At 33.0% G+C, this 5,368-nt stretch carries 3 protein-coding genes; all 3 read left to right on the forward strand.

Going from position 1 to position 5,368, the window contains the following annotated elements:
- Positions 1-219: 219 nt before the first annotated feature.
- Genes NFR98_RS15490 through NFR98_RS15500 form a run of 3 tightly spaced genes read left to right on the forward strand, consistent with a single transcriptional unit; the run spans position 220 to position 5,309 of the window.
- Positions 220-2,340, forward strand: coding sequence for a GTPase domain-containing protein (locus NFR98_RS15490; protein WP_211062261.1), 2,121 nt, complete (start codon positions 220-222; stop codon positions 2,338-2,340).
- Positions 2,341-2,356: 16 nt separating this feature from the next.
- Positions 2,357-4,051 (forward strand): GTPase, encoded by a 1,695-nt coding sequence (locus tag NFR98_RS15495; RefSeq protein WP_211062262.1) that lies wholly within the window; start codon positions 2,357-2,359, stop codon positions 4,049-4,051.
- Positions 4,052-4,076: 25 nt separating this feature from the next.
- A complete protein-coding gene (locus tag NFR98_RS15500; RefSeq protein WP_251460559.1) occupies positions 4,077-5,309 on the forward strand; it encodes a hypothetical protein in 1,233 nt (410 codons plus the stop codon).
- The last annotated feature ends 59 nt before the right edge of the window (positions 5,310-5,368 follow it).

The raw sequence follows: 5,368 nt of genomic DNA on the forward strand, positions 1-5,368 counted from the left end.
ACACAACACTATTTTATATTTTGATAATCGGAATTTGGCTTGTATCTGACCAAATTTGATTCGTTCAGCAAGCCCTAATTACTCACAGATGAAGTTGGATGGACCTAAGAGCCACGGTAAAGTATTTGAGGATGACGGTGAAACGGTAACAATCTGGCGCGAGGTAGAAGATACACTGATGAAATACAAATCAAGTTTTTGTGATTGAGAGGTGCGAGGATGAGCAACTTAGTGGATAAGTACAAGCAATCAGAAAATATAATAGATTTGGCTGCTGCATTATCAGAATCTAAGGAGTATGCTAAACGTGGTTATAAACTTGCTGATGATGCAGTTTCTTTGTTGAAACGTACAGTTGATTCAGTTTCAATGAGACTACAAGAGAATATTAACACTTTGGAAAAGAGCAATATCAATGAGCGGAATATCACAAAGAGTCTTTCAGTACAATTAGCGTCAATTAAGCAAAATTTTGAAGAAATGCCATATCAACTAAATATAGATTTAGAGGCAATTTCCAAAAGCTCGTTTTCAATAACACTTTTTGGGCGCACGATGGCAGGTAAATCGACTTTGATGGAAATACTTACTCACGGCAACGGTACGTCTATTGGAAAAGGTGCCCAAAGGACAACTAGAGATGTTAGAACTTATTCATACAACGGTATGATGATTACAGATGTTCCAGGGATTGCTGCATTCGAAGGGCAAGAAGATGAAGATATCGCTTTTGAAGCTGCAAAAAAATGCGATTTGATTTTATTCTTAATTACAGATGATGCCCCACAAGCCAGCGAAGCAGAGTGTTTAGATAAGATTTTGAGATTAGGAAAACCAGTGATTTGTATTATTAATGTTAAAGCAAATATTGATTTAGGAACAAATCCAAAAATGTTTGCACGTGACATTCAGAAAAAAATGGATATGACTAGATTAGATTCAATAAGAAGTCAATTTCTTGAATTTGGTACTCAGTATGGACAAAATTGGGATTACCTTCGCTTTGCCTATGTTCATTTAAAATCTGCCTATCTCTCACAACAGACTGAATCGGAGGTTAATGGTAATGACTTATATAAACTAAGTCGTTTTGGTTATCTTGAAAAATTAGTCATCAACGAAGTTATAAAAAATGGGAAGTTTTATAAATTGAAATCATTTTCCGATATTGTTGTTGTTCCGGTTGTTGATGCATTTGAGACTTTGTTTCGGCAAAGTGCACAAAATAGTGAGCAGGGCTCTATTTTAATAAGTAAAAAACGGAAATTAAAAAAGTGGACTATTGATTTTGAATCTGATGCAAAAAAGAGAATAGAATCATTATTATCAACTATTTCTGGTGAACTGCTAAAAGAAGTAGCTTCTTTTGCTGAAGATAATTATGATAACACTAGTGCTGAACATACATGGAAGAGCATACTACAAAATCATAACATAGAGTCACGTGCTGCAAGTCTATTAAAACAACTTGGAATGGAATGTGAAGAAGAACTTCAAGAAATTTGCAGAGAAATAAATTCGGAGCTCAAATTTTCACACGCGGTTTTTTCTGATAAATCAATCAATATGCCTTTTCTAATTGATGGGAAGCGTATATGGAATTGGGCTACTACACTGGTAAGTGGGGGGCTAATGATAGCTGGTTTGTTTGTTTCAGGACCCATTGGTTGGGCGGGGCTTGCTGTCGGATTAGTTGGTTGGCTTGGTTCATTTCTATTTAGCGATCGTGAAAAGAAAGTTCTTGATGCACGTAAGAGGCTGGAGAAAAAATTAATTACAAATCTCGATAAAATGATTAATGATTTAAAGAAGAAAATGCTTGACGTGTTATATAGAGATTTATTGAAAAAACAATTATATCCAACTTTAAACGCAATTGATGAAACAATCAACTCGGTTTTTATGCTATCAAAAACACAGCAGGATTTTGCTAAGGCCTTAAATGCAAAACTCAATGAAATGAACAGTGTATTAATTACTGAGGCATTAGATTATACAGGTTTTTCTGGTCTTGAATGGCATATTACGAATGTTGTAAGGATTCCTGGCAACGCGATGATGATAGTGCTTGAAGATGGTAAGAGATTTCCAAATGATGCAAGGAAAGCTTTATCTTATATATTAAAAGAGAAAGTATGGTTTGTTTTTAACACCAACAACCTAAAATCTATACTAACACAGGCGATTGGCAAGGGATGCGACAAAAATTCAATTAGGATTCAATACATAAATGATGAGCCTAGGATTGCACATATTCCTAATATAGATGATTTAGATGGGATTACAGTAAATCGTGTTCGATTAGCACAACAATTGACAGAATTACTAATTATGAAATAAAAAAGGAGGAGTTACAGTGAATAATCAAAATACTATTTCTTTAGCTATATGGACAGCTAAAAGCAAGGAGTTACTTGATAAAGTCATTAACGTACTAGATAAAATTGGAATTGAAAAAAGCCATTTGCCAAAAAACGTTTATGAAAGTGATAAACCTATAAGTCTTGTCTTTGCTGGCCAATATAGTGCTGGTAAATCTACTATTCTTAAAGCGCTTACAGGTATAAGTAGCATTGCAACAGGAGAAAAAATTACTACACAAGAACCACAGGTGTATGAGTGGAATGGTATAAACGTTATTGACACACCTGGCATTCATACTACATTACGCCCAGACCACGATGATATTTCCTATCGTGCTATTTCAAATGCAGATATGCTTGTCTATGTTATAACACACGAGTTGTTTGATTCATACATAGGACAAAACTTTAGAAAATTATTATTGGATAAGGATAAAGCTGGTGAGATGATTTTGATTGTAAATAAAATGGCTGATGTTGGAAATACAATAGAAAATCAGCTTATCAAACTAGAAAATCTAAAAATAGTTACTGATCCTTACACTCCAGAGCAATTAAGAACATGTTTTGTTGATGTGGAATCTTATTTGGATAGTTTAACGGAAGAGGATGCGGAAATAGCGGATGAATTACGCATTCGTAGCAATTATGAAGGGCTTGTAAGTACTATAAATGATTTTGTTAAAGAAAGATCCATTTCATCGAGATTAACAACTGCATTGTACAAGATATATGATGTTTTACAAAAAGCTATTACTCAATTTGAACCTTCATCTGGAGATGATGATGTTGATGCTCTTGAGGAACATTTACTTCAAGAAAGAAGAATATTGTTTTCTACTCAGTGGAGAATTGAACAACAAGTGAAAATAATATATGAAGAAGCAGCAACTAGCATTAGGGATAAAGGACGCAACATTGCCAATTCAATCTATGATTATTCAAATGAAAATGATGCAAATAATGCAATTGAAACTGCTTATCATGAAGTTGAAAAAATATCGTCAACCTGTTTGGACAATGTTATTTCGGAGCTGGAAAAACTATCATCTGATTGTAAATCTGAATTAGATGAATTCTATAAGACTGATTTTTCTAAAAATCTACAGTTTCGGCTTAGTGAGAAATATAAAAAAGGAAACCCACTAGTAAATCGTATTTTTAATTCTGATGTTTTGGCACAAGGTAGCAATAAGATTATTTCAAATACTATCGGAACAAATGCGACCGCCAATGGTTTGAGAGCATTTTCAGGTAGTAATATCCATCAAATGGTATTAGATATAGGTCACTTTTTTGGGCATAGTTTTAAACCATGGGAAGCTGTCAAGTGGGTGAAAGGAATAAATGTTGCTGGTAAAGTACTTGGGGTTTTCGGAGTTGTTTTTTCTCTTGGCATGCAAGCTAAAGAAGATGTTGATGCAGATAAGCGTCAACAAGAAATGAGGAGCAATAGAGAAAAACTTCGTGCAGGCTTTAATGATGCAGCAAACGAACTAGTAAAGCATTTTAATAAAGCAATAAGTGAATACTTAGCAAATAACTATCATTTGCGTATTTCTGAAATTGACAATCAGATTTCTGAAATAAGAAAGTTACGTATTGGAAAATCAGAAAATTATAAGTTGCTTGAAGCAGCTCAATCTGAATGTAGAGCCTTGATTGCTGATATTCATAAAGAAATGTGAATATTGATTGATATGGGGTGATCTAATGGAAAATGGATGTATATATTGTGGTATTACTGAGGATTTATCAAAGTCTGATATAATTCCAGATGCCCTTACTAATGCCAAGATAATAAATCCGAATGTATGTAGGATTGAGCATAATAATAAATTTAGTGATATGTTCGAGGATGAGGTTATCAAAAAACTGGCATTGATAACCAATGAACTTGATATTAAATCAAGTAAAGGAAAAAGATATGCATCTTATGAAGCAATAATTACTGTTGGTGATACTGATTATAATACAAAAATGTCCTCTGAAACTGAATTGTTTGGTGGAAACAAGAAGATGCGTAGTGTTGATGGAAAGTCTTTATTGGGTCCGATTGATGAAATAAAGAAAATTAAGGCTGCAGATGATACAAACGTCAGTGAAATTGATGTCAATCAGATAGAAATTGAAAAAAGGGTATCGCTAGATTTGTCAGTATTTTTTAGTAAGGCTATGTTTAGAATGGTAGCAAAAATTGCATTTGAATGGTACTGTGCAAAGAACAAAGTCAATTTAAAAAAAGATGAATTCGCAACAATTATCGATTTTATAACAAGCAACAAGGGAGAAAGAATTGTATCGATTGTTAGCAATCCTGAAATATATGCATTGTTCAATAATACAGTGAAATTTGGAAGTCATGCCCTATTATCATATGTGGCACACGATAACTCGATAAATGTAATTATAGATTTATTTGGTATTGCTATTTATAATGTACGAGTTTGTGACTTACCATTAGATGATTGTAAAAATAATGTGATATTCCAAGAATTGTCTCTTGATGCAAAACATATCAGTTTTGAAGATACTGATATTGAAAGCTTCCAGGAACATTTTATCAACAGTTTTGAGCAGAAAAATATAGGTCTTGGTTTAACAGCAATGATACCCAAAGACATGACAGACAATACACTTCAGTATAAACTGCTATATGTCACAAATTATAAATTATTTCTTGAAAAACTAAATCTTATTGCGGAGCCAACGCAAGAAGTAATAACTTTAATACTCAACAACATTCAAAAGTTACTACAAGAATCTGCTATTACAATAAGAGGATTAAAACGGTTTGTAAAAGAACATCAGAAACATTTTGAAGAAGGAATCAGGTTGAATCCCAAAGGAACAAATAAAAAATCTATTTTTATGTTTTATATGCTTTTTATAATTGGGCAGTCAAATGGACAAATAAAAAGTATGCATCGCATATTCCGCACGTAAATTTTTCTATTTTGTGATTTTTTTAAAGGAATTTTCTCCTTCTTTGTAGAATTGAATGA

It is taken from the genome of Weizmannia agrestimuris (genome assembly GCF_943193165.1).
GTDB lineage: Bacteria > Bacillota > Bacilli > Bacillales > Bacillaceae_C > Weizmannia > Weizmannia faecalis.